The organism is Ensifer sp. NPDC090286, assembly GCF_044769565.1.
In the GTDB taxonomy this organism is placed as follows: Bacteria; Pseudomonadota; Alphaproteobacteria; order Rhizobiales; family Rhizobiaceae; genus Ensifer.
Map to the genome: position 1 here is coordinate 459,536 of NZ_JBIVYF010000001.1, position 20,760 is coordinate 480,295.

At 61.7% G+C, this 20,760-nt stretch carries 22 protein-coding genes; 13 read left to right on the forward strand and 9 right to left on the reverse strand.

Annotation, left to right across the window (positions count from 1 at the left end):
- Positions 1-17: 17 nt before the first annotated feature.
- The 3 genes from ACIQUG_RS02305 to ACIQUG_RS02315 form a co-directional block, all read right to left on the reverse strand.
- The gene (locus ACIQUG_RS02305) at positions 18-1,175 is read right to left on the reverse strand and encodes an amino acid ABC transporter permease (RefSeq protein ID WP_402316966.1); all 1,158 of its coding nucleotides are present in this window, start codon (positions 1,173-1,175) and stop codon (positions 18-20) included.
- 4 nt (positions 1,176-1,179) lie between these two features.
- A complete protein-coding gene (locus tag ACIQUG_RS02310; RefSeq protein WP_402316969.1) occupies positions 1,180-2,373 on the reverse strand; it encodes an amino acid ABC transporter permease in 1,194 nt (397 codons plus the stop codon).
- Positions 2,374-2,466: 93 nt separating this feature from the next.
- A complete protein-coding gene (locus ACIQUG_RS02315; RefSeq protein ID WP_402316972.1) occupies positions 2,467-3,492 on the reverse strand; it encodes an amino acid ABC transporter substrate-binding protein in 1,026 nt (341 codons plus the stop codon).
- Between the two features lie 340 nt (positions 3,493-3,832).
- On the opposite strand from ACIQUG_RS02315, the gene ACIQUG_RS02320 reads away from it, so the two are divergent.
- Positions 3,833-5,023 carry a cystathionine beta-lyase gene (locus ACIQUG_RS02320; RefSeq protein ID WP_402316975.1) on the forward strand — a complete coding sequence of 397 codons (1,191 nt, stop codon included), beginning with the start codon at positions 3,833-3,835 and terminating at the stop codon, positions 5,021-5,023.
- Between the two features lie 101 nt (positions 5,024-5,124).
- Here ACIQUG_RS02320 and ACIQUG_RS02325 read toward each other — a convergent pair whose 3' ends face one another.
- Complete coding sequence (locus ACIQUG_RS02325; RefSeq protein WP_402316978.1) at positions 5,125-6,291, reverse strand: FAD-dependent monooxygenase; 1,167 nt, start codon at positions 6,289-6,291, stop codon at positions 5,125-5,127.
- A gap of 9 nt (positions 6,292-6,300) precedes the next feature.
- Positions 6,301-6,546, reverse strand: coding sequence for a zinc-finger domain-containing protein (locus ACIQUG_RS02330; RefSeq protein ID WP_043622135.1), 246 nt, complete (start codon positions 6,544-6,546; stop codon positions 6,301-6,303).
- Between the two features lie 174 nt (positions 6,547-6,720).
- Between ACIQUG_RS02330 and ACIQUG_RS02335 the strand changes: the two genes are divergently transcribed.
- From ACIQUG_RS02335 to ACIQUG_RS02370, 8 genes are all read left to right on the forward strand, one after another.
- Entirely contained in the window at positions 6,721-7,506 is a 786-nt protein-coding gene (locus tag ACIQUG_RS02335) for an alpha/beta fold hydrolase (RefSeq protein ID WP_402316982.1), read from the forward strand.
- An 88-nt stretch (positions 7,507-7,594) separates the two neighbouring features.
- On the forward strand, positions 7,595-8,422 hold the full coding sequence (gene cysE / locus ACIQUG_RS02340; RefSeq protein ID WP_402316985.1) for a serine O-acetyltransferase: 828 nt from the start codon (positions 7,595-7,597) through the stop codon (positions 8,420-8,422).
- Positions 8,423-8,521: 99 nt separating this feature from the next.
- Positions 8,522-8,725, forward strand: coding sequence for a DUF3126 family protein (locus tag ACIQUG_RS02345; RefSeq protein WP_034796738.1), 204 nt, complete (start codon positions 8,522-8,524; stop codon positions 8,723-8,725).
- Between the two features lie 279 nt (positions 8,726-9,004).
- Positions 9,005-9,361: a phasin family protein gene (locus ACIQUG_RS02350; RefSeq protein WP_034796735.1), complete on the forward strand. Its 357-nt coding sequence runs from the start codon at positions 9,005-9,007 to the stop codon at positions 9,359-9,361.
- Between the two features lie 240 nt (positions 9,362-9,601).
- On the forward strand, positions 9,602-9,955 hold the full coding sequence (gene clpS / locus ACIQUG_RS02355) for an ATP-dependent Clp protease adapter ClpS (RefSeq protein ID WP_043622145.1): 354 nt from the start codon (positions 9,602-9,604) through the stop codon (positions 9,953-9,955).
- Between the two features lie 9 nt (positions 9,956-9,964).
- The gene (gene clpA / locus ACIQUG_RS02360) at positions 9,965-12,481 is read left to right on the forward strand and encodes an ATP-dependent Clp protease ATP-binding subunit ClpA (protein WP_402316990.1); all 2,517 of its coding nucleotides are present in this window, start codon (positions 9,965-9,967) and stop codon (positions 12,479-12,481) included.
- A gap of 189 nt (positions 12,482-12,670) precedes the next feature.
- Positions 12,671-13,408, forward strand: a complete 738-nt coding sequence (locus tag ACIQUG_RS02365; RefSeq protein WP_402316993.1) for an AzlC family ABC transporter permease — start codon at positions 12,671-12,673, stop codon at positions 13,406-13,408.
- A complete protein-coding gene (locus ACIQUG_RS02370) occupies positions 13,405-13,749 on the forward strand; it encodes an AzlD domain-containing protein (protein ID WP_192446036.1) in 345 nt (114 codons plus the stop codon). The genes ACIQUG_RS02365 and ACIQUG_RS02370 overlap by 4 nt, the downstream gene beginning before the upstream one ends.
- Positions 13,750-13,835: 86 nt before the next feature.
- Here ACIQUG_RS02370 and ACIQUG_RS02375 read toward each other — a convergent pair whose 3' ends face one another.
- From ACIQUG_RS02375 to ACIQUG_RS02390, 4 genes are read right to left on the reverse strand one after another with little or no spacing between them, the layout of a single operon-like run.
- Positions 13,836-14,252: an HIT family protein gene (locus ACIQUG_RS02375; protein WP_043622157.1), complete on the reverse strand. Its 417-nt coding sequence runs from the start codon at positions 14,250-14,252 to the stop codon at positions 13,836-13,838.
- A 42-nt stretch (positions 14,253-14,294) separates the two neighbouring features.
- Complete coding sequence (locus tag ACIQUG_RS02380) at positions 14,295-15,482, reverse strand: GNAT family N-acetyltransferase (protein WP_402316997.1); 1,188 nt, start codon at positions 15,480-15,482, stop codon at positions 14,295-14,297.
- A gap of 4 nt (positions 15,483-15,486) precedes the next feature.
- On the reverse strand, positions 15,487-16,212 hold the full coding sequence (locus ACIQUG_RS02385; protein WP_402317000.1) for a glycerophosphodiester phosphodiesterase: 726 nt from the start codon (positions 16,210-16,212) through the stop codon (positions 15,487-15,489).
- A 13-nt stretch (positions 16,213-16,225) separates the two neighbouring features.
- A complete protein-coding gene (locus ACIQUG_RS02390; RefSeq protein ID WP_043622203.1) occupies positions 16,226-16,693 on the reverse strand; it encodes a RidA family protein in 468 nt (155 codons plus the stop codon).
- Between the two features lie 145 nt (positions 16,694-16,838).
- Here ACIQUG_RS02390 and ACIQUG_RS02395 point away from each other — a divergent pair, with 145 nt between their 5' ends.
- The 4 genes from ACIQUG_RS02395 to pyrH all read left to right on the forward strand — a co-directional run bounded on the left by ACIQUG_RS02395 (position 16,839) and on the right by pyrH (position 20,708).
- Positions 16,839-17,666 carry a cell envelope integrity EipB family protein gene (locus ACIQUG_RS02395; protein WP_192446038.1) on the forward strand — a complete coding sequence of 276 codons (828 nt, stop codon included), beginning with the start codon at positions 16,839-16,841 and terminating at the stop codon, positions 17,664-17,666.
- A 182-nt stretch (positions 17,667-17,848) separates the two neighbouring features.
- Positions 17,849-18,616 carry a 30S ribosomal protein S2 gene (rpsB, locus tag ACIQUG_RS02400; RefSeq protein ID WP_043622167.1) on the forward strand — a complete coding sequence of 256 codons (768 nt, stop codon included), beginning with the start codon at positions 17,849-17,851 and terminating at the stop codon, positions 18,614-18,616.
- A 253-nt stretch (positions 18,617-18,869) separates the two neighbouring features.
- Entirely contained in the window at positions 18,870-19,793 is a 924-nt protein-coding gene (gene tsf / locus ACIQUG_RS02405) for a translation elongation factor Ts (RefSeq protein ID WP_043622170.1), read from the forward strand.
- 192 nt (positions 19,794-19,985) lie between these two features.
- Positions 19,986-20,708 (forward strand): UMP kinase, encoded by a 723-nt coding sequence (gene pyrH / locus ACIQUG_RS02410; RefSeq protein ID WP_043622205.1) that lies wholly within the window; start codon positions 19,986-19,988, stop codon positions 20,706-20,708.
- The last annotated feature ends 52 nt before the right edge of the window (positions 20,709-20,760 follow it).

The following is a 20,760-nucleotide window of genomic DNA, read 5'->3' on the forward strand; positions in this document are numbered from 1 at the left end:
GCGATCCTCCCCTCATTTTATCGTTTATGGGCCGTGTCGAGCACGCGTTCCATGAAACCTGAATAGCGCGACATACCGAAGCAGAAAAGCCAGAATATGAAGCCAGCGAAAATTAGCCCTGAGATCGGCGTGACCGAAGAAGCCCAGTTGGCGTCCGTGAAGTTGAAGCGAACGATGCCGAGCAGGTCGAACATGCCGATGATCGACACCAGCGACGTGTCCTTGAAAAGGCCGATGAAGGTGTTGACGATGCCGGGGATCACCAGCTTCAGCGCCTGCGGCAGGACGATCAGGTTCGTCTTCTGCCAGTAGCTGAGGCCGAGCGAATCCGCACCCTCGTACTGTCCCTTCGGGATCGCCTGAAGGCCGCCGCGCACCACTTCCGCCATATAGGCCGAAGCGAAGAGCGACACGCCGATCAACGCGCGCAGGAGCTTATCGAAGGTCACGCCCTGCGGCAGGAACAAGGGCAGCATGACGCTGGCCATGAACAGCACTGCGATCAGCGGAATGCCGCGCACAAGCTCGATGAAGGCGGTGCAGAGCATCTTGATCACGGGCATATGCGACCGCCGCCCGAGCGCCAGCAGAATGCCGAGCGGCAGAGACACGGTGATGCCGACGTAAGACAGGATCAACGTCACCATCAGGCCGCCCCAGAGCGGTGTCTCGACATAGGTCAGGCCGAACCAGCCGCCCGGAAGCATGATGAACGCGATGATCGGCAGGACGGCAAAGAGCAGGATGGCGTTGATGCCCTTGTACGGGACCTTCGGCATTGCCATCGGTACAAGGAAGAGCACGAAGAGAACGCCGACCAAGGTCGGCCGCCAGCGCTCGTCGAGCGGGTAACGGCCATAGGCGAACTGATCGATCTTGGCGTTGACGAACGCCCAGCAGGCGCCGCTCCAGCCTTCCGGCTGGCTGCCGCCTTGCGCAACCGTTGCGCAGACGCCGCGGCCACCGCCTGTCCATGCCGCGTCGAAGAAGAGCCATTGGATGGCCGGTGGCACCAGCCATGCGAGCAACAGCAGGCTGATGATGGTCAGCACCGTATCCTTCGGCGTGGCGAAGAGGTTGTTGCGCAACCAACGGACGACGCCTCCCTTCGCTGCCGGCGGGGCGGAACCCTCGATCATCGAGGCGCGGACAAAAGTTCCCTGGTGTGTGTTCATGATCTTATCTCTCCACCAGGGCCATGCGGGCATTGAACCAGTTCATAAACAGCGATGTCGTGAGGCTCAGCGACAGGTAGACGATGATCCAGATCGTCACGACCTCGATCGACTGTCCCGTCTGGTTGAGGATCGTTCCGCCGACGGCCACGAGATCGGCATAGCCGATGGCGACGGCGAGCGACGAGTTCTTGGTCAGGTTCAGATACTGGCTGGTGAGCGGCGGAATGATGATGCGCAGCGCCTGCGGAACGACGACGAGGCGCGTGGTCAGGCCTGGCCGGATGCCGAGCGCGTGGGCCGCTTCCGTCTGTCCTTTGGACACGCCACGAATGCCGGCGCGCACGATTTCGGCGATGAAGGCCGCGGTGTAGAACGACAGCGCCAGGAACAGGGAGAGGAACTCCGGCCCGATGACCGAGCCGCCCGTCAGGTTGAACTTGCCGGCAACCGGAATGTCGAAGGTGATCGGCGATCCCGTGGCGAAGAACGTCAGGAGCGGCAGGCCGATGATGAGCCCGAGAACCGTCCAGAGCAGCGGGAAACGTTGTCCCGTGGCCTCCTGCTTCTTGCGGGCGTAATGCGCCACAACGAAGCTTAGGATGATCGCGATGACGAAGGCGAAGAACGTGTATTGCCAACCGTCACCGAGCACCGGCTTCGGAAAGGCGAGGCCGCGGTTGTTGAGGAACATGTTCAGCGGTAGCGCTGCCGATTCACGTGGCTGCGGCAGGATCGCCAGAACGCCGCTGTACCAGAAGAAGATCACGAGCAGCGGCGGAATGTTGCGGAACACCTCGACATAGGCGAGCGACAGCTTTGCGATCAGCCAGTTGTGCGACAGACGGCCGATCCCGACTGCAAAGCCGATGATGGTCGCCGTGAATATACCGCAGACCGCGACCAGCAGCGTGTTGAGCAGGCCGACGACCAGTGCACGCTGATAGGTCGAATCGCTGGTATAGGCGATCAGTGACTGCCCGACGTCGAAGCCGGCGCGCCCCCTGAGGAAGTCATAGCCGGAAGCAATGTTCGCCCGTTTGAGGTTTTCGATCGTGTTGTCGGCCACCCAATAGACGAAAGCCCCTACTAGGACGACGGTGATGACCTGATAGAAGATGCCGCGGACCTGAGGGTCGTTGATGAACGACCCGGACGCTTTCGATTTCTCAGGCGTAGTTGTGACGCCAATCGCCATGCAATGCCTCTTTTCCCCTTTTCACCCTTTTGGGTGTTTTTATCGTTGGGATGGGGAAGCGGTTGCCCGCTTCCCCCGTATTATCGGTTCGCCTTAGCGGACCGGCGGAGCGTACTGGATGCCGCCCTTGTTCCACAGCGCGTTGAGGCCGCGCTCGATCTTGAGCGGGCTGCCGGCGCCGATGTTGCGGTCGAAGACTTCGCCGTAGTTGCCGACGGCCTTGATGATGTTCACGGCCCATTCGTTGGTGAGGCCGAGGTCGGTACCGATCTTGGTGTCAGCCTCGACGCCGAGGAAGCGCTGAACGTCCGGGTTGGTGGACTTCTTCATTTCTTCGACGTTGGCCTGGGTGATGCCGAACTCTTCAGCCTGGATCAATGCGTAATGGGTCCAGCTGACGATATCGAACCACTGGTCGTCACCCTGGCGCACGGCCGGGCCGAGCGGCTCCTTCGAGATGATTTCCGGCAGGATCATGTGATCGTCCGGCTTCGACAGCGTCAGACGCAGCGAATAGAGGCCGGACTGGTCGGTCGTGTAGACGTCGCAACGGCCGGCATCATAGGCGGCGTTGACCTCTTCAAGCTTTTCGAAGACGACCGGGTTGTACTGCAGGTTGTTCGCCTTGAAGTAGTCGGCAAGGTTGAGTTCGGTGGTGGTGCCCGTCTGCACGCAGACCGCAGCGCCCGAGAGTTCCAGCGCCGACTTGACGTTCAGGCTCTTGCGAACCATGAAGCCCTGGCCGTCATAGTAGTTGACCGGGCGGAAGTTGAAGCCGAGCGCGGTGTCGCGGTTGATCGTCCAGGTGGTGTTACGGGCAAGGACGTCGACTTCGCCCGACTGCAGCGCCGGGAAGCGTTCCTTGGCGGACGTCGGGGTGTACTTGACCTTGCTGCCATCCGCGAAGATCGCGGCGGCGATTGCCTTGCAGTAGTCTACGTCGAAGCCGCTCCAATTGCCCGAAGCGTCCGGCGCTGCGAAGCCGGCGAGGCCGGTGTTCACGCCGCACTGGACAAAGCCCTTGGCCTTGACGTCATCAAGAGTAGCGCCCGAAGCCGCCTGTGTGCCAATCCCCATGACAGCAGCGCCAACGAGAGCTGTCAGAATTCTTTTTGCCATTTTTAGAACCTTTTTCTGTTGTCGTTAGTTCCAGTCTGCACCGTCGCGTCTCCTAGCGCGGTGAGCCTCCGCCACCCTCCTGGCGCGAGTGTCGGCTATCTCATGCTCAAATTCCATGAGGGTCAAGAGAGGCCGCCGATTTTCTGGTTTTGCATGTGAAAAACTCGAAACAAGCCAGAAAGTTAGGCAGATCTTGGGGGTGCGAAGCACGCTCTGGCGGAAAAATCGCCAGAAGTGGCCATGCAACGGTCAAAACGACACTCCGTGATTTTTGCCACTTGACCGCGATTGTGGCTCGTTCGAAGAGTTTTGCATTCGAAATCAAGAAGCGGAATGAGCAATGGCAGACAGTGGCAATGTGAACGGCAAGGCAGGCATCAACACGCGTCTCGCCCACAGCGGCAACAACCCCTCCGATTACTTCGGCTTCGTCAATCCGCCGGTGGTGCACGCCTCCACGGTGCTGTTCCCGAATGCCAAGACGATGGAAACGCGGGCGCAGAAGTACACCTACGGCACCCGTGGAACGCCGACCACCGACGCGCTCTGCGACGCGATCAACGAACTCGAAGGTTCCGCCGGGACGATCCTCGTGCCCTCGGGGCTGGCGGCGGTCACGGTGCCGTTCCTCGCCTATCTCTCGGCCGGCGATCATGCCCTGATCGTCGACTCGGTCTATTTCCCGACGCGCCATTTCTGCGACACGATGCTGAAGCGCCTTGGCGTCACGGTCGAATACTACGATCCGATGATCGGTGCGGCGATCGAAAGCCTGATCCGCCCGAACACGCGCCTGGTGCACACCGAAGCGCCGGGCTCGAACACCTTTGAAATGCAGGACATCCGCGCCATCGCCGATGCCGCCCATCGCCATGGCTGTATCGTCACCATGGACAACACCTGGGCGACGCCGGTCTACTTCAAGCCGCTCGACCATGGCGTCGACGTGTCGATCCATGCGGCGACCAAATATCCGTCCGGCCATTCGGACGTGCTCTTCGGCACAGTCTCGGCCAATGCCGAGCACTGGCCGGCCCTGACGGAGGCGATGGTGACGCTCGGCGTCTGCGTCTCGCCCGATGACAGCTACCAGATCCTGCGTGGCCTGCGCACCATGGGCATCCGGCTGGAGCGGCACCAGGAAAGCGCCCTGACGCTGGCGAAGTGGCTGGAAACACGCGACGAAGTGGCTCGCGTGCTGCATCCGGCGCTGCCGAGCTTCCCGGGTCATGAACTCTGGAAACGCGACTTCACCGGCGCGAGCGGCATCTTCTCCTTCGTCCTGAAGGCGGATAGCCCGGACCGGTTCAAGGCCAAGGCGCACGCCTTCCTCGATGCGCTCAGGCTCTTCGGGCTTGGCTATTCCTGGGGCGGCTTCGAAAGCCTCGCAGTCCACGTCGGTCTCGGTGATCGCAAGGTGGCGCTGGCGCCGACGGAAGGGCCGGTTCTCCGCCTGCAGATCGGCCTCGAGGACGTGCCGGATATCCGCCGCGACATCGAAGCGGGCCTGGCTGCGGCAAACGCAGTCTGACAAGGAAGGAACGGGCGCCGCGGTTATCCGCGGCGTTCTGCTTTTCTGGGGGAGGTTCGCCGGATGAGCCGGGCCAAATTGCAGCGAGATGCGGCTGGTTCTTAGCGTTCCGGCGCGCCGTAGCCGTAGAGCCAGTCGAGGTCGGCTGCGAGCGCGTCGGCGCCCTTGAGCTTCAGCACCATGTCGCGGCCGATGCGCACCGGGCCGCGGGCGTGATAGGCGAAATGGTTGAAAGCCGCGCGGCGGCGGACACGCGCGATGCGCGGCCGGCGAAGGGCTTCGAATTTCCGCAAGGCAGTCGGGACGCTGAGGTCTTCAGACAGGCAGGCCGCAAGCGCGAATGCGTCTTCAATGGCCATGGCCGCACCTTGGGCCGCAAAGGGCGTCATTGCATGGGCCGCGTCGCCGATCAGCACGGTCCTTTGCCCATCCTGCCAGGCGCCGTCGTCGACGGTGCAGAGCGGCCAGTAGGTGGGCGTTACCGCCTTTTCGAGAAGCGAGCGGATGCCGGGGTTCCAGCCGGAAAAGGCGTTCAGGCAATCCTGGCGCCGCTCGTCCGAATCCTTGCCGACCCAGACCGCGTCGGTCTCCTTGCCCTCGATGATGGCGACGAGATTGAAGCCGCCGACTTCCCGTAGAGGATAGGCGACGAGATGGGCGTGCGGGCCGAGGAAGGCGGTGACCTCGTCGCGCTTCAGCACGCCCGCGGCGATGTCGGCTGCAAGCGTCATGCGCCAGGCGACATTGCCGGAAAATCGGACGCGGCCGGCGCCGGGCACGGTCTCGCGCAGCCGCGACCAGATGCCGTCGGCGCCGATGACGACGTCCGGCTTGCGCCCGGTCACGTCCGCGATCGCCTGTTCCCCGGGCTTGTCGATCTGGCACCCGAGGTGGAGCCGGCAATGCGGTTCGGATTGAACGGCATGCAGCAGGATTTTCTGAAGGCTGGCGCGGTGAAGAACGCCATAGGGCGCATGCCAGCGGCGGCGCGCGAAGGTTCCGGCCGATACGTTGGCAAGCGCGCGCAAGGAGCGGCCGTCGACGAGCCCGATGCGTTCGGGCTCCGTCCATACGCTCTCAAGCTGTGTCTGCAGGCCGAGTTCGATGAGGATGCGGGAGGCGTTCGGCGAGAGCTGCAGGCCGGCGCCGACCTCGGTCAGCGCCGTTGCCCGCTCGATGATGTCGACTTCGAAGCCGCGCCGGGCGAGGCACAAGGCAGCCGTGAGGCCGCCGATGCCGGCGCCGATGATCGCGACGGGGCGCGACATCGCCGCTTATCAGGCAGCTTTATGGGCGAAGAGGCAGCCGGGAGGATTTGTTTCGGTCGCCTTCAGCTTCGGATTGTAGCGGTAGAGCGTGGAGCAGTAGGAGCAGACCTTCTCGCTGTCGTCACCCATGTCGATGAAGATGTGCGGGTGATCGTAGGGAACGGATGCGCCGGTGCACATGAATTCCTTGACGCCGATTTCGATTGCCTGATGTCCGCCGTCATTCTGGAAATGCGGGATGCTGTGGCCGGCCATGTCATGCTCCGATGAATGCAAGTCTGAAGGTCAAATTTGGCGGCACCATAGTCAGCTTTGCCGGAAATGTGTAGCGGCAAAGCTGCCGCAGTTGTGGTTTTTGCCGGTGCGGGGTTTCGCCCGCCAAAGCGACGAACTAGGTTGCGCCTGATCGATATGCCCGAGGATGAATAGATGGATCTCACCCCGCCGCCGTTTTCCCGTTTCAATCATGACGGTCTGGAGATCGCCTTCTTCGATGAAGGCGACCCGTCCGGCGCGCCCATTCTGCTCATCCATGGTTTTGCCTCCAGCGCCAACGTCAACTGGGTGTTTCCGGGTTGGCTGAAGACGCTGGGCGATGCCGGCTACCGCGTCATCGCGCTCGACAATCGCGGCCACGGCAAGAGCAGCAAGCCCTACGACCCAGAACTCTACCGCCCGCAGCAGATGGCTGGCGACGCTGCTGCATTGCTCGGGCATCTCGGGATCGCCGAGGCCCATGTCATGGGCTATTCGATGGGCGCGCGCATTTCGGCCTTCCTGGCGCTCGCGCATCCCGACCGCGTGCGCTCGCTGGTCTTCGGCGGCCTCGGCATCGGCATGGTGTCGGGGGTAGGGGATTGGGATCCGATTGCCGACGCTTTGGTGGCGCCGTCGCTCGACGACGTGACCCATGCGCGCGGCCGCATGTTCCGCGCCTTTGCCGACCAGACCAAGAGTGACCGGCAGGCGCTTGCGGCATGTATCTCGACCTCGCGGGATCTGCTGACTGCGCAAGACATGGGGCGCATCGAGCAGCCGACGCTGATCGGCGTCGGGACGAGCGATGATATCGCCGGATCGGCCGAAGAACTTGCCGCGTTGATGCCGCATGCGCGGGCGCTGGACATTCCCGGCCGCGACCATATGCTCGCCGTCGGCGACCGGGTTTTCAAGAAAGCGGTGCTCGAATTTCTGGCGGAGATCGATCGCGCCTAGCGTATCGTTGTCGCCGCCAGACGCCATTTAAGTCACGCCTGATTTCCCCTATAGTGATGGCAGGCACGGACAAGGAAGGAGAGCGACGATGGTCGCCAAGACCGAACTTCGCCAGGCAGAAGCGCTGAAAGTTATGGACCCGATCTGGAATAGCCTGCGCGAAGAAGCCCGGGTCGCCGCCGAGCAAGATCCCATGCTCGCGGCCTTCCTCTATTCCACCGTGGTCAACCAGCATTCCCTCGAAGAAAGCGTGATCTACCGCATCTGCGAAAGGCTGGATCACCCGGATCTGCAAGCGAACCTTTTGCGCCAGACCTTTTCTGAAATGCTCGAGGACTGGCCGGAATGGGGCGCCATCCTGCGTGTCGATATCCAGGCCGTCTACGACCGCGACCCCGCCTGCACCCGATTTCTCGAGCCGGTGCTCTATTTCAAGGGCTTCCATGCGATCCAGACGCATCGCCTGGCCCATTGGCTGTTGAAGCGCGGCCGCAAGGATTTCGCCTTCTACCTGCAGAGCCGCGCGTCCAGCGTCTTCCAGACGGATATCAACCCCGCCGCCCGCATCGGCCGCGGCATCTTCCTTGATCATGCGACCGGCCTCGTTGTCGGCGAGACGGCCGTCATCGGCGACAACGTCTCGATCCTGCACGGCGTGACGCTTGGCGGCACGGGCAAGGAGGGCAGCGATCGCCATCCGAAGATCGCAGATGGCGTCCTGATCGGCGCCGGAGCGAAAATCCTCGGTAATATCCATATCGGACACTGCTCGCGCGTTGCTGCCGGTTCGGTCGTGCTGAAACCGGTGCCGCCGAAATCGACCGTTGCCGGCGTGCCGGCGAAGGTCGTGGGCGAGGCCGGTTGTTCCGAGCCGTCGCGCCAGATGGACCAGATCCTTGCCAGCTTCGATATCTGACATGCGGGAACCGGTGCGTAGCCTCTTTCGAGGGGTTTACACCCGCCGATGCAGCGTGCGAGAAGCGCCGCACAGTTTAAACGGCTACGGAGACGTGTTTTGAAGCCCGAAGAAATCCGCAAGCTTGAAGCCTATTTCAAGCGCACCTTCAATCAGCAGATGGTCGTCAAGGCTCGCCCGAAGAAGGACGAGTCCGCTGAAGTCTATCTCGGTGACGAGTTCCTCGGTGTGGTCTTCCGCGACGAGGAAGACGGCGAGCTTTCCTACAACTTCTCCATGGCGATCCTCGACATCGACCTCTAAGGTCCAGCGTCGAACGCTTTCAGTATAAACCCCGAAAATCCCTGGGATTTTTGGGGTTTATTGTTTTGTGCGGGAGGTTGATGTCTCTCTGGGCAATTGCTCGCCATTGCTCATCTTGGGGCTGTAGTGAACGCGGCAAGAAATTTCATGCGGGACCGCGATATTTCATCAAGTTGTTGCATCTGTTGTATTTTATTGCATCGCACACTCGTCTTGACTTTTTGTGCAGTGCACATAAACTGAAGCCTCCAGATCAGGCCGTCACCAAGGAGACACCGGATGTTCAACTTCGACGATGCAAACAAGAAGAGCAAGGAAGCCATTGACGTGGCTGTGAAGAGCTATTCCGCCTGGACCAAGGGTCTTCAGGCTATCGCGACCGAAGCCGCCGACTTTTCGAAGAAGTCGTTCGAGGACAGCGTCGCGCATGTCGAGAAGCTGACCAGCGTCAAGAGCGTCGAGGCTGCATTCGAACTGCAGACCAACTTCGTGAAGTCGAGCTACGAAGGCTTCGTCGCCGAAGCAACGAAGATCGGCGAAATGTATGCCGACCTCGCCAAGGACGCCTACAAGCCCTACGAAGCGCCGGTTGCCAAGGCAACGGCAGCAGTCAAGGCAGCCGCTGCAGCAGCCTGATCACCGGCTAGAACAATTTCCCAATAAAAAGGCCGGTCGCAGCGCTTGCGACCGGCCTTTTTGTTTTTCGCATAAGCTGTGCGCAGCCCAAAGAAAGTTGATCAATCTTGCCGGTCAACGTGCGATTATGATTGCAGTGTGTTGGTTCGGTCTTAAAATCTGAAAACGAACCATTAGATAAAGGGCAAGCAGGCTGCGGCCGAGTTCGATGGGTCGCTGCTGGACAAGGAACTGACAAGAATGATCGCCATGCCGGTCCGGATGCAGCAAGGTAGCGATGATGAGGGGAACGGCAACAACCGCAGCACGTCCGTCATCACGCGTACCAAGCCGAAGACCAAAAAGCCGAGTTTGTATCGTGTTCTGCTTTTGAATGACGATTACACGCCGATGGAATTTGTCATCCATATTCTGGAGCGCTTCTTTCAAAAGAACCCGGAAGAGGCGACCCGCATCATGCTTCACGTCCACAATCACGGCGTGGGAGAGTGCGGCGTCTTCACCTATGAGGTCGCCGAAACCAAGGTGACGCAAGTGATGGATTTCGCCCGGCAGCATCAGCATCCGTTGCAATGCGTCATGGAAAAGAAATGAGGAACTAACGTGCCAACATTTTCGCCCAGCCTCGAAAAGGCGCTGCACCAGGCACTGACTTTTGCCAACGAGCGCCACCACGAATACGCTACGCTCGAGCATCTGCTTCTGGCATTGATCGACGATGCCGACGCGGCGGCCGTGATGGGCGCCTGCAACGTCAATCTTGAGACGCTGCGCAAGACCGTAACCGATTACGTCGATAACGAACTTTCGAACCTGGTGACCGGCTACGACGAAGATTCCAAGCCGACGGCCGGGTTTCAGCGCGTGATCCAGAGGGCGGTCATTCACGTCCAATCGTCCGGCCGCGAGGAAGTGACCGGCGCCAACGTGCTGGTCGCGATCTTCGCCGAGCGCGAAAGCCACGCTGCCTATTTCCTGCAGGAGCAGGAGATGACCCGCTACGACGCGGTCAACTTCATCTCGCACGGCATTGGCAAGCGGCCCGGCAGCTCCGAAGCCCGCCCGGTGCGCGGCTCCGACGATCACGAGAGCGAGCAGAAGCCCGCGCGCGACAACGAAGAGGCAAGCGCCAAGAAGCAGCAGGACGCGCTGACCGCCTATTGCGTCAACCTCAATGAGAAGGCGAAGTCCGGCAAGATCGATCCGCTGATCGGCCGTCACGCCGAGGTGAACCGCACGATCCAGGTGCTGTGCCGCCGCTCGAAGAACAATCCGCTCTATGTCGGTGACCCCGGCGTCGGCAAGACGGCGATCGCCGAAGGCCTTGCCAAGCGCATCATCGAAAAGAAGGTGCCGGAAGCGTTGCAGGATGCGACGATCTTCTCGCTCGACATGGGCACGCTGCTTGCCGGTACGCGCTATCGTGGTGATTTCGAAGAGCGCCTGAAGCAGGTGGTCAAGGAACTCGAGGACTATCCGGGCGCCGTACTGTTCATCGATGAGATCCATACGGTAATCGGCGCCGGTGCCACCTCCGGCGGCGCCATGGATGCGTCGAACCTGTTGAAGCCGGCACTGTCTTCCGGCGCGATCCGCTGCATCGGCTCGACCACCTACAAGGAATATCGTCAGTTCTTCGAGAAGGACCGGGCGCTTGTCCGCCGCTTCCAGAAGATCGACGTGAACGAGCCGACGATTGCCGACGCGATCGAGATCATGAAGGGCCTGAAGCCTTACTTCGAAGAGTATCACCACCTGAAATACTCGAACGAGGCGATCAAGGCGGCCGTTGAGCTGTCGGCCCGCTACATCAACGACCGCAAGCTGCCGGACAAGGCGATCGACGTAATCGATGAATCCGGTGCCGCACAGATGCTGCTTCCCGCCAGCAAGCGTCGCAAGCTGATCACCGAAAAGGAGATCGAGGCGACGATCGCGACGATGGCGCGCATTCCGCCGAAGACGGTCTCCAAGGACGACGAGGCGGTGCTTGCCAACCTCGAGCGGGAACTGCGCTCGGTCGTCTATGGCCAGGACCTGGCGATCGAGGCGCTCGCGTCGTCGATCAAGCTGGCCCGTGCCGGCCTGCGCGAACCGAACAAGCCGATCGGCTGCTACGTCTTTTCCGGCCCGACTGGCGTCGGCAAGACGGAAGTCGCCAAGCAGCTTGCGACCTCGCTTGGCGTCGAGCTCCTGCGCTTCGACATGTCGGAATACATGGAGCGGCACACGGTTTCGCGTCTGCTCGGTGCACCTCCCGGCTATGTCGGCTTCGACCAGGGCGGCCTCCTGACCGATGGCGTCGACCAGCATCCGCATTGCGTGCTTCTGCTCGACGAAATCGAGAAGGCGCATCCGGACCTGTTCAACATCCTGTTGCAGGTCATGGACCATGGTTCGCTGACCGACCACAACGGCAAGAAGATCGACTTCCGTAACGTCATCCTGATCATGACGACTAATGCCGGCGCATCGGAAATGGCCCGGGCCGCGATCGGTTTCGGTTCTTCCAAGCGCACGGGCGAAGATGAAGAGGCGCTGAACCGCCTGTTCACGCCGGAATTCCGCAACCGTCTGGACGCGGTCATTCCGTTTGCTTCGCTGCCGACCCCGGTCATCCACCAGGTGGTGCAGAAGTTCGTCATGCAGCTGGAAACCCAGCTCGCCGAGCGCAACGTCACTTTCGACCTCGCGCCGGAGGCGATCGCCTGGCTGGCCGAGAAGGGCTACGACGAGAAGATGGGCGCGCGGCCGCTCGCCCGCGTCATCCAGGAAAACATCAAGAAGCCGCTCGCCGATGAAATCCTCTTCGGCAAGCTGAAGAAGGGCGGCGTCGTCAAGGTGACGATCGGCACCAAGGCCGATGGCACCAAGGGCCTGTTGCTCGATGCAGTTCCGGAGACAACGCCGATCAAGCCGAAGGCGGAAGTATCCCGCCCGGCAATGAAGGCGGCGAAGCCGAAGAAGGCCGAAGACAAGGAAGAGGTGGGCGCCGAGCCCGCGCCGAAGTCCAAGCCGAAGAAGGCTGCCGCCAAGGCGTCAACGGATGACGAAGCCGGGGCAGGCGACGCGGCTCCCAGAAAGGGCCGCACGGTGCCGAAGGTGCCGCGCAAGAAGTAACCCGCAAGACACGTTCGACGGCGCCTGATGCAAACCATCCGGCGCCGTTTTTCTTTGAGGACGAAATAGGAACTCCAGCGTGGTTTTTCGCCCGCGGGCCGGTCCGATAGCCTATATTCGGCCTTGCTGATCCCGGACGATTCGATCCCGGGTCGTCGTGGTCGAGTTGGAAACAATCCGGAATCGCCGATGAAGAGAGAAGAAGACGAGCAATCTTCGCTCGCCTGGTTCGGGAAAGGCATGCGCGGCATCTTCAGCCTGCCAGCCTTCATTCTGATGCTGTCCTTTGTCGGCTTCTGTTCGCTGACGGCCCAGGCCGGCATCCCCGTCGAGCAAGTGGTCTTCATGGTCGGCATGGTCTGGGCGCTCCCGGCCAAGGTCATTCTCGTGAGCTCGATGATGAGTGGCGCGGGTCTCGCGACCGCCTTCCTCGCGGTCTCGCTGTCGTCCGTCCGATTGATGCCGATGGTCGCCGCGCTGATACCGGAATTGCGCGGGTCACGCACGCCGACTTGGCTTCTGCTCTTTCTGTCGCATTTTGTCGCGATCACCGCATGGGTGTTCGCGATGGAGAAGGTGCCGCAGGTGCCGCGTGAGCGGCGCGTCGCCTTTTTCGCCGGCTTCGGTATCACACTGGTGGCGGCAAACATGCTGCTCGTCGCCGTCGTCTACCACTTCGTCGCCGATTTCCCGCCAATCGTCGCCGGCTGCCTTTTCTTCCTGACGCCGGTCTACTTCCTCGCCTCGATCTGGCATTCGGCGCGCCACCCCGTCGTCTACGTGGCGTTGCTCTTCGGCCTTGCCGGGGGGCCGCTGTTCTACTGGCTGTTTCCGGAATTCGACATTCTGCTGGCCGGCCTTGTCGGCGGCACGCTCGCCTGGCTCATCGAGCGCCTCTGGCGCCGCCGCAAGGAGGTGGGAGCATGACCTGGCAGGATGGGTGGTGGGCCTATGTCTTCATCGCGATTGCCGGCTGGCTGGCGACCGACATCTGGCGCTGGCTGGGTGTCATCACCGGCAACAAGCTGCGCGATGATTCCGAGGCTCTGAACTGGGTGAGGGCAGTTGCTACCGCGCTGGTCGCAGCGGTCATCGCAAAGCTCATTCTCTATCCCACGGGCGTACTCGAACAATCTCCGCTCTGGCTGCGCGCCGGTGCCGTCGGCTTTGGGGCTGCCGCCTTCTTCCTGTTTGGACGAAAGCCGGCAATCGGGATCGCGTCATCGATTGCCGCGTTGGCGTTGGGCCTGTGGTGGTTGGGTTTTTAGGCCGAGGCGAGGTCTTTCACCTGACCGTCTGTTAAAGAGCCGGCGTCGCCGGCTCCTGGTTCCCAGAGGGGATGATGCGAGCGCGATTAAAGCGCCTGCCGTACCTTTTCGGCATTGGCCGCGAGGATGGCGCCGTCTTCCATCGTGCCGGAATGCGGCTTCAGCGGCACGCCTGCTTGCCGCGGAATGACGTGGAAATGCAGATGGAAGACCGACTGTCCGGCCGGCGCTTCGTTGAACTGCATGATCGTCACGCCATCGGCGTCGAAAGCTTCCTTGGCGGCAACGGCCAGTTTCTGCACGGTAGCAATCAGCGCCGGCAGCGTTGCGGCATCGGCGTCGAGCAGGTTGCGCGAGGGGGATTTCGGCACCACGAGGAGATGGCCTTCGGCCTGCGGCATGACATCCATGAAGGCGATCGTCGCGTCGTCTTCATAGACGCGATGCGAGGGAATTTCGCCACGCAGGATCTTGGCGAAGATGTTGTTGTCGTCGTAGCTCATTGTTCTTCCTCGTGTAATGAAACCGGCTTCACGAAAAGCGGCTTAGTCGTCCTGCCGTTCACCTTTGCGGAAAGGTCCATGCTCTGCAAGAATTTCGCCCGTTTCCTCCACATCCCTGCGCTCGCGCTGAAGATAGTCGCCGACGGCGCGGGCGAGCCCCGGATGGGTGATGAAATGGGCGGAATGGGTGGTAACGGGCATGTAGCCGCGCGCAAGCTTGTGCTCACCCTGGGCGCCGGCCTCGACGCGCTTCAGCCCCTTGGCGATCGCAAAGTCGATCGCCTGGTGATAGCAGACCTCGAAATGCAGGAACGGGTGATCCTCGATGCAGCCCCAGTGGCGACCGTAGAGCGCATCGCCGCCGATGAAGTTGATCGCGCCGGCGATGTAGCGGCCGTTGCGGCGCGCCATCACCAGCAGGATATCGTCGGCCATGCGTTCGCCGATCAGCGAATAGAAGGCGCGCGTCAGATAGGGGCGGCCCCACTTGCGCCCGCCGGTGTCCATGTAGAAGGCGAAGAACTCGTCCCAGATCGCTTCCGTCAGGTCGCTGCCGGTTAGCCAGTCGATCGAAATGCCGTTTTCGAGCGCAGCCCTGCGCTCCTTCTTCAGCGCCTTGCGCTTGCGTGAGGCAAGGGTCTCCAGAAAATCGGCGTGGGAGCCATAGCCTTCATTGGTGAAGTGGAACTGCTGGTCCGTGCGGTGCAGAAACCCTGCGCGCTCAAGCGCAGGGATCTCGGCTTCGGGCACGAAAGTCACATGGGCCGACGAGACATCGTGTCTGCGGGCAAGCTCCTTCAAGCCTGCCGCAAGCGCATCCTGAACGGCGCTCGTGTTTTCATCCGGTGCCGTAAGCAGCCGTGGTCCGGTCGCAGGCGTGAAGGGGATAGAGCTTTGCAGTTTCGGGTAATAGCGGCCGCCGGCGCGCTCGAAGGCGTCGGCCCAGCCGTGGTCGAAAACGTATTCGCCCTGGCTGTGGCTCTTCAGATAGCAGACGAGGCCGCCGCGCAATTGGCCGTCGCCGCCTTCGAGCAACAGATGCTGGCCGAGCCAACCGGTCTTGGCCGTCGCCGAACCGGACTCCTCGAGCGCCGAAAGATAGGCATGCGAGAGGAAGGGATTGTAGACGCCGCCGGGAAACGCCTTCGATGCACCGGACAGCACGTTCCAGCGTGCCGCCGGTATATCGGTGAAGGATTGCGCGATACGGAGGGTGACGGCGTCTGACATTACGTTAGGAAACCAGGGCCTCCCGCGGGTCGAAACCCTCGAAGGTCATCTGATCCGCATGGGCAAACGTGTAGGCTTCGGCCTGCCGGTCGCGCACGGTCCAGGTAATGATCGTCTTGCCGAGCGTCCGTTCCTTGGTGATGAACGAATTCGGCAGGTGGCCGTAGTGGTAGGAGATGAAGTCGAGCCCGAGTTGCATGGCTTCCTCATGCACGAAGAAAGTCTCCGGATTGGCGCCTTCCGCGGTGAGGCCCAGCGGGTAGGGCGCGTCGAGCGCCTTCAGGTCCTTGAGCAGCCAGTGGTCGAAGCTCATCAGCGCAACGTGACCCTTGTAGCCTTCGAGCGTTTCGAGCACGGCGGCGGCAAAGCCCTCGTCGTCGCCCTTGCGGCCCTTGAGCTCGATGACGAGCGGCACCTTGCCGGCGACCAGGCGCAGCATCTGCGTCAACGTCGGCACCTTGTCCTTCGTGCCGCCGATCGCCATCAGGCCGAGCTCGCCGGCAGTGCGCGAACGCACGTCGCCCTTGATGCCGCAAAGGCGCTGCGTGTCGTCATCATGGAAGACGACCGGGATGCTGTCGGCGGTGTATTGCAGGTCGCATTCGATCGCGAAACCGGCATCGACGGCGCGGGCGAAGGCAGAAAGCGTGTTCTCCCAGACCGCCTTGTTCATGTCGTGATAGCCGCGATGGGCGATCGGTTGGGCTTTCAGCCAGGAAATGTCAGCCATGTCGGGCACTCTGTCAGGCGATTTCGATGACGGCGTCGATCTCGACGGCGGCGTTGAAGGGAAGGGAAGCCATGCCGACGGCGGCGCGCGCATGCTTGCCGGCTTCACCGAGCACGGTGGCGAGCAGGTTGGACGCGCCGTTGATGACGAGGTGCTGCTCGACGAATTCCGGGGTCGAGGCGACGAAGCCGTTGATCTTCACCAGGCGGCGGATGCGCCCGAGATCGCCGCCGAGTGCTGCCTTGGCCTGGGCGAGGATGTTGATCGAGCAGAGTTCGGCGGCGCGCTGTGCGCGGGCAACGTCCACATCCTTGCCGACGATGCCGGTCACGGCGACCTTGCCGTCTTCCATCGGAAGCTGTCCGGAGATGTAGAGCATCGAGCCGCTGATGACGTAGGGCACGTAGTTTGCAACCGGGGTCGCAGCCTGGGGAAGGGTCACTCCGAGGTCCTTGAGGCGCGCTTCGATCTCTGCCGACATGGAAAGCTCCATTGTTGTCTTTTGTGTTAAAATCCTGCATTCAGGCCGGATCGCGGCGGGCGCCGGCTTTTTCCTGCGAACGCCGCCTCGCTTCTGCCGAACGCTTGTTTATAGCATTGCCGGCGAGTCCAACAGGAGGAAACGGATGTTTCATAAAGGCTTCGGTCTCGTCACTTTGGGCAGCGCCTGTTTCGCCGTCATGACACTATCGGGCGCCACGGCGGCGTACGCAAACGCCCTTGTGCCGCACCGTGCCGTCTATGATCTCGAACTCAAGGATGCGTCGGATCGTTCCGGTATCGCCGGCATGTATGGTCGCATGGTCTACGAGTTCAATGGCTCGGCCTGCGCCGGCTATACCGTTAGCTTCCGTTTCGTCACCCAGGTCGATACCGGTGAGGAAGTGCGCCTGACCGATCAGCAGACGACCACCTACGAGGACCTGAAGAACGGCAACTTCCGCTTCCTGACCCGCTCCTTCACCGACGAGAAGTTGGACAAGGAAGTGCGCGGGACGGCGCATGAGGATAAGGCGGGCGTCAAGGTCGAACTGACCGCGCCCGACAAGCGCGAAATAGAACTCGCGGCGAGCCGGTTTCCGACCGCGCACATGATGGAAGTGATCTCGCGGGCGAAGAAGGGCGAGAGCCTCTTTGAGGCACGCATCTTCGACGGCTCCGATTCGGGCGACAAGACCCTGATCACCTCGACCTTCGTCGGCAAGTCTCGCAAACCCTCGGCGGACGAGCCGGATGCCGGCAAGGCGGGCAAGCTCAGCGGCGACAATTACTGGCCGGTGACCATCTCCTACTTCAACGACGACAAGAGCGGCGACGCGCTGCCGATCTACCGCATGTCGTTCAAGCTCTACGAGAACGGGATTACCCGCGACCTGACGATGGACTACGGCGATTTCGTCCTGAGCGGCAAGCTTGCGGACCTCGAAGTGTTCAAATCCGAGGACTGCAAATAGCCGATTGCCGTAAAAAGCGGCGTTTGCGGCTTGATTTATCGGGCGGTTGCCGTTAAGGGGCTGCCCATTCCACACGTGAAGCTTGGGATGTTCCGGGAGAAATCCGGATCGTTCCGCCGGTGGGCCGGTCGAAAGACATGCTCGACGCTTCGCGGAGGTTAAACCGGAAAAGGAGAAAAGGCATGGCATTGCCTGATTTTAGCATGCGTCAGCTTCTGGAAGCTGGCGTTCACTTCGGCCACCAGACGCACCGCTGGAACCCGAAGATGAAGCCGTACATTTTCGGCGATCGCAACAACGTTCACATCATCGACCTCGCACAGACCGTGCCGATGCTGTCGCGCGCCCTGCAGATCGTCAGCGACACCGTTGCCAACGGCGGCCGCGTTCTGTTCGTCGGCACCAAGCGCCAGGCGTCCGAAATCATCGCTGACGCTGCCAAGCGTTCGGCCCAGTACTACGTCAACGCTCGCTGGCTCGGCGGCATGATGACCAACTGGAAGACGATTTCGAACTCGATCCAGCGCCTGCGCAAGCTCGACGAAATCCTCGCTTCGGAAGCTTCGGGCTTCACCAAGAAGGAACGCCTGAACCTTGAGCGCGAGCGCGAAAAGCTGAACCGCGCTCTCGGCGGTATCCGCGACATGGGCGGCACGCCGGACCTGATGTTCATCATCGACACCAACAAGGAATCGATCGCGATCGACGAAGCCAAGCGCCTCGGCATCCCGGTTGTCGCAGTCATCGACTCGAACTGCGATCCGGACCAGATCGACTATCCGATCCCGGGCAACGACGACGCTTCGCGCGCGATCGCTCTCTACTGCGACCTCATCGCACGCGCTGCCATCGACGGCATCGCACGCCAGCAGGGCGCATCGGGCCGTGACCTCGGCGCATCCGCCGAAGCTCCGGTTGAGCCGGCGCTCGACGAGGCCTCCGACGCCTGATCGGGCCTTGGCGGCAGATAAGCTCTGCCGCCCCCAATGAAATGTCGGGACAAGGCCGTTTGTGATGAAAGTCAAAACGGCCTTGTTCTTTTCAGCCAGGGGTGGCGCCGATCCGTTCGGATCATTGGATCCGGACAATGCCCGCGATGATGCAGTCATCACGGTGTCACAATGAAAAGCCATTCCCTGCCACACCTCCTGGTACCGCGCCCTCAAGGGCAGCGCGCCAACCAACAGACAAAGAGGCAATAAGATGAGTGTAACTGCAGCAATGGTGAAGGAACTGCGCGAAAAGACCGGCGCAGGCATGATGGACTGCAAGAAGGCGCTCGCCGAAACCAACGGCGACATGGAAGCTGCGATCGACTGGCTGCGCGCCAAGGGCATCGCCAAGGCCGACAAGAAGTCGGGCCGCACGGCTGCTGAAGGCCTCATCGGTATTGTCAGCGGTGGCGTCAAGGCCGTCGTCGTCGAAATCAACTCCGAAACCGACTTCGTTGCCCGCAACGAAGCCTTCCAGGAACTCGTCCGCGGCGTTGCCAATGTAGCGCTGACCACCGACGGCTCGGTTGAAGCCATTGCGGCTGCAAACTACCCGGCAACCGGCAAGTCGGTCGATGAGACCATCAAGGATGCGATTGCCACCATCGGCGAGAACATGACGCTGCGTCGCGCAGCTCTGCTCAAGGTCGAAGACGGCGTTGTTGCAACCTACATCCACAACGCTGCTGGCGACGGCATCGGCAAGCTCGGCGTTCTCGTCGCGCTGAAGTCGGTCGGCGACAAGGAAGTGCTGTACTCGGTTGGCCGTCAGGTCGCCATGCACATCGCTGCGACCAACCCGCTCGCGATCCGCGCCGACGAAGTCGACGCCGCTGTCGCCGAGCGCGAGCGCAACGTCTTCATCGAACAGTCGCGCGCTTCGGGCAAGCCGGACAACATCATCGAAAAGATGGTCGAAGGCCGCATGCGCAAGTTCTTCGAAGAAGTCGCTCTGCTGTCGCAGGCCTTCGTCATGAACCCGGAAATCACCGTCGGTCAGGCCGTCAAGGACGCTGAAAAGCTCGCTGGCGCGCCGATCGAAGTCACCGGCATGGCTCGCCTGCTGCTCGGCGAAGGCGTCGAGAAGGAAGAGTCCGACTTCGCTGCAGAAGTTGCAGCCGTCGCCAAGGGCTGATTTCTTCACCCATATTGGGAAAACCTTGGGGCATCGCGTGACAACGCGGTGCCCTTCGTGTATCCGGCTTCGTCAATGCGCTGGACCCGCCGGAAAATACGCCGTTGCGGTTGAAACCATGGAGCGCAATGTGTCCTTATGCGCTGTGCGCCGCCTTCGTGCGCACGCGCGCCGATCTGTTCAGGAGCGATGATGCCGGCCGAGCCACTCTACAAACGCGTTCTACTCAAAGCCTCCGGCGAAGCCCTGATGGGTAGCCAGGGCTTCGGCATCGATGTCGCGGTCGCCGACCGGATCGCCGCGGATATCGCTGAGGCTCGCGCCATGGGCGTCGAAGTGGGCGTGGTTGTCGGTGGCGGCAACATCTTCCGCGGCGTGGCCGTCGCTTCCAAGGGTGGCGACCGGGTGACCGGCGACCACATGGGCATGCTGGCGACCGTGATCAACGCGCTGGCGCTCGCAACGTCGCTGCGCAAGCTCGACATCGACACGGTAGTGCTCTCGGCCATCGCGATGCCGGAAATCTGCGAGAGCTTCTCGCAGCGTGCAACGCTCTACCATCTTTCCCTCGGCCGCGTCGTGATCTTCGCCGGCGGCACCGGCAACCCCTTCTTCACGACCGATTCTGCCGCCGCCCTTCGCGCCGCCGAAATGGGCGCGCAGGCGATCTTCAAGGGCACGCAGGTCGATGGCATCTATTCCGCCGACCCGAAGAAGGATCCGACTGCGACCCGCTTCGACCGCCTGACGCACAGCGAAGTCCTCGAGAAGGGCCTTGCCGTCATGGATGTTGCCGCCGTCGCGCTCGCACGCGAAAATGCCATTCCGATCGTTGTCTTCTCCATTCATGAGAAGGGTGGCTTTGCGGAAATATTGACCGGCGGCGGTCGCGCGACCATCGTCACAGACAACTAAGAAGCTGCAGAACGGCCTTGCGGCCGGCGCATGATAGAACGGGAGTTTCGAC

What these genes read in the sequence shown, in the direction of transcription:
- ACIQUG_RS02305 (WP_402316966.1), bottom strand. Translation starts at nt 1,175, where the DNA reads ATGAACACACACCAGGGAACTTTTGTCCGCGCCTCGATGATCGAGGGT.
- ACIQUG_RS02310 (WP_402316969.1), bottom strand. Translation starts at nt 2,373, where the DNA reads ATGGCGATTGGCGTCACAACTACGCCTGAGAAATCGAAAGCGTCCGGG.
- ACIQUG_RS02315 (WP_402316972.1), bottom strand. Translation starts at nt 3,492, where the DNA reads ATGGCAAAAAGAATTCTGACAGCTCTCGTTGGCGCTGCTGTCATGGGG.
- ACIQUG_RS02320 (WP_402316975.1), top strand. Translation starts at nt 3,833, where the DNA reads ATGGCAGACAGTGGCAATGTGAACGGCAAGGCAGGCATCAACACGCGT.
- ACIQUG_RS02325 (WP_402316978.1), bottom strand. Translation starts at nt 6,291, where the DNA reads ATGTCGCGCCCCGTCGCGATCATCGGCGCCGGCATCGGCGGCCTCACG.
- ACIQUG_RS02330 (WP_043622135.1), bottom strand. Translation starts at nt 6,546, where the DNA reads ATGGCCGGCCACAGCATCCCGCATTTCCAGAATGACGGCGGACATCAG.
- ACIQUG_RS02335 (WP_402316982.1), top strand. Translation starts at nt 6,721, where the DNA reads ATGGATCTCACCCCGCCGCCGTTTTCCCGTTTCAATCATGACGGTCTG.
- cysE (WP_402316985.1), top strand. Translation starts at nt 7,595, where the DNA reads ATGGTCGCCAAGACCGAACTTCGCCAGGCAGAAGCGCTGAAAGTTATG.
- ACIQUG_RS02350 (WP_034796735.1), top strand. Translation starts at nt 9,005, where the DNA reads ATGTTCAACTTCGACGATGCAAACAAGAAGAGCAAGGAAGCCATTGAC.
- clpS (WP_043622145.1), top strand. Translation starts at nt 9,602, where the DNA reads ATGATCGCCATGCCGGTCCGGATGCAGCAAGGTAGCGATGATGAGGGG.
- ACIQUG_RS02365 (WP_402316993.1), top strand. Translation starts at nt 12,671, where the DNA reads ATGAAGAGAGAAGAAGACGAGCAATCTTCGCTCGCCTGGTTCGGGAAA.
- ACIQUG_RS02370 (WP_192446036.1), top strand. Translation starts at nt 13,405, where the DNA reads ATGACCTGGCAGGATGGGTGGTGGGCCTATGTCTTCATCGCGATTGCC.
- ACIQUG_RS02375 (WP_043622157.1), bottom strand. Translation starts at nt 14,252, where the DNA reads ATGAGCTACGACGACAACAACATCTTCGCCAAGATCCTGCGTGGCGAA.
- ACIQUG_RS02380 (WP_402316997.1), bottom strand. Translation starts at nt 15,482, where the DNA reads ATGTCAGACGCCGTCACCCTCCGTATCGCGCAATCCTTCACCGATATA.
- ACIQUG_RS02385 (WP_402317000.1), bottom strand. Translation starts at nt 16,212, where the DNA reads ATGGCTGACATTTCCTGGCTGAAAGCCCAACCGATCGCCCATCGCGGC.
- ACIQUG_RS02390 (WP_043622203.1), bottom strand. Translation starts at nt 16,693, where the DNA reads ATGTCGGCAGAGATCGAAGCGCGCCTCAAGGACCTCGGAGTGACCCTT.
- ACIQUG_RS02395 (WP_192446038.1), top strand. Translation starts at nt 16,839, where the DNA reads ATGTTTCATAAAGGCTTCGGTCTCGTCACTTTGGGCAGCGCCTGTTTC.
- rpsB (WP_043622167.1), top strand. Translation starts at nt 17,849, where the DNA reads ATGGCATTGCCTGATTTTAGCATGCGTCAGCTTCTGGAAGCTGGCGTT.
- tsf (WP_043622170.1), top strand. Translation starts at nt 18,870, where the DNA reads ATGAGTGTAACTGCAGCAATGGTGAAGGAACTGCGCGAAAAGACCGGC.
- pyrH (WP_043622205.1), top strand. Translation starts at nt 19,986, where the DNA reads ATGCCGGCCGAGCCACTCTACAAACGCGTTCTACTCAAAGCCTCCGGC.